At 70.3% G+C, this 1,676-nt stretch carries 2 protein-coding genes; both read left to right on the top strand.

The window, feature by feature from the left end:
* Positions 1–942: ATP-binding protein (locus tag AC1DYN_RS32415; RefSeq protein ID WP_477966887.1), on the top strand; the 942-nt coding region annotated here is incomplete at its 5' end.
* The coding region (cpaB, locus tag AC1DYN_RS32410; RefSeq protein WP_477966885.1) for a Flp pilus assembly protein CpaB at positions 939–1,676 on the top strand (738 nt) is incomplete at its 3' end. The genes AC1DYN_RS32415 and cpaB, both read left to right, overlap by 4 nt.

The raw sequence follows: 1,676 nt of genomic DNA, 5'->3' as shown, positions 1-1,676 counted from the left end.
GTCACGCGCCAGTCGCAGCGCCAGCCCGATGCCGCGCGCGTCACGCGCACCGAGCTCGATGCGGTGCTCGACGGCGACGGCCTGGCGCCGGCCATTCGCGAGCAGATCGGCGCCGCCCTGTATTCGGGCCGCCCGCTGCTGTTGTACGGTCCGTCCGGCAGCGGCAAGACGTCACTGGCGCGCAAGCTGGCGCGCCTGCGCCAGGATCCGATCGCGGTGCCGTATGCGGTGCTGGTCAACCACGAAATCATCCAGCTGCACGACCTGGCGCTGCACCCCCTTCCGCTGCACGTACGCGCCCTTGAAGAGCGCCGCAGCGGCGATGCCCGCTGGGCCCTGAGCCAGCGTCCGCTGGTGCACGTGGGGCCGGAGCTGGCGCGCGACATGCTCGAGCTGCGCAGTGATCTGGGCAGCGGGGTGCTGCACGCGCCGCCCCACATCCTGGCCAACAACGGTTTACTCGTGGTGGACGATGTGGGCCGCCAGCGCGTGCCGCCGGGCGAACTGCTGCACCGCTGGCTCGGCGCGCTCGAAGCGGGCCTGGACCATGTCACGGTGCCGGGCGGCGCCACGCACGTCCTGCCGTTCGATGTGAGCCTGGTGCTGGTCACCAGCCTGGCGCCGGAATCGGTGCTCGACGACGCCTGCCTGCGCCGCATCGGTTACCGGATTCCGGTCGGACCGCTGTCGGAGCAGAGCTATCGCGCACTGCTGCGACGCCAGGCGCGGCAGCGCCGGATCGATCTCGATGACARTGCCATCGCGTTCCTGATCGATCATCTGCACCGCCGCACCGGGCGCGCGCTGCTGGCCGCCTATCCGCATGAGCTGCTGGGCCGGATCGCCGACTTCGCCGGCTTTAGCGGTCAGGCCCCGTGCTGCGACGTGGATGGCCTGACGCGCGCCTGGTACAGCCTGTTCGGCGAAGGGGACGCACCATGAAAAACCAACGCGCCGTGATCATGATGGGGCTGGCCGTGGTGCTTGGCCTGCTGGCCGTGGCGCTGGCCGCGCGCTGGTTGCTCAATGCGCCGGTGCCCGCTGCCGGCAGGATCGTTGTCGCGAAAGGCGACATCGACATCGGCCAGCGCTTGACCCCCGCGCTGTTCATCGTGGTGGACTGGCCCACTGCCAGCGTGCCCAAAGGCGCCTTCATCGATACCCAGCCCCTGAACGGCCGGGTCCTGCGCAGCAGCCTGCTCGCGGGCGAACCGGTCAGCGAAGCGAAGCTGGCCCCGGCCGGCACGCTGGGCGGCCTGTCGGCCCTGATCACCGAAGGCAAGCGCGCGATCACGGTGCGCGTGAACGACGTGATCGGCGTGGCCGGTTTCGCCCTGCCGGGGAACTATGTCGACATCATCGTCAGCACCGAGACGGCGCCCGATCCGAATGCTCCGCAGGCCCGTGCGCGCAGCATCTCGAAGATCGTCCTGGAGCGCATTCTGGTGCTGGCGGTGGCGCAGGAAGTGGGGCGCGACGAGACCAAGCCCAAGGTCGTCAATGCCGTCACGCTCGAAGTCACGCCCGAACAGGCCGAAAAGCTGGATCTGGCGCGCAGCGTCGGCACGCTGTCGCTGGCGCTGCGCAACCAGATCGATCCCGCCGCCACTGCCACCACCGGCGCGACCAAGGAGAACCTGCTGCCGGCGCCGCCCGCCGCGCCGGCGGTGCTGCGC

Source organism: Rhizobacter sp. P2_D12 (assembly GCF_056404395.1).
The sequence above is the reverse complement of the archived record's forward strand: the minus strand, read 5'-3'. Positions and strand labels throughout refer to the sequence as shown.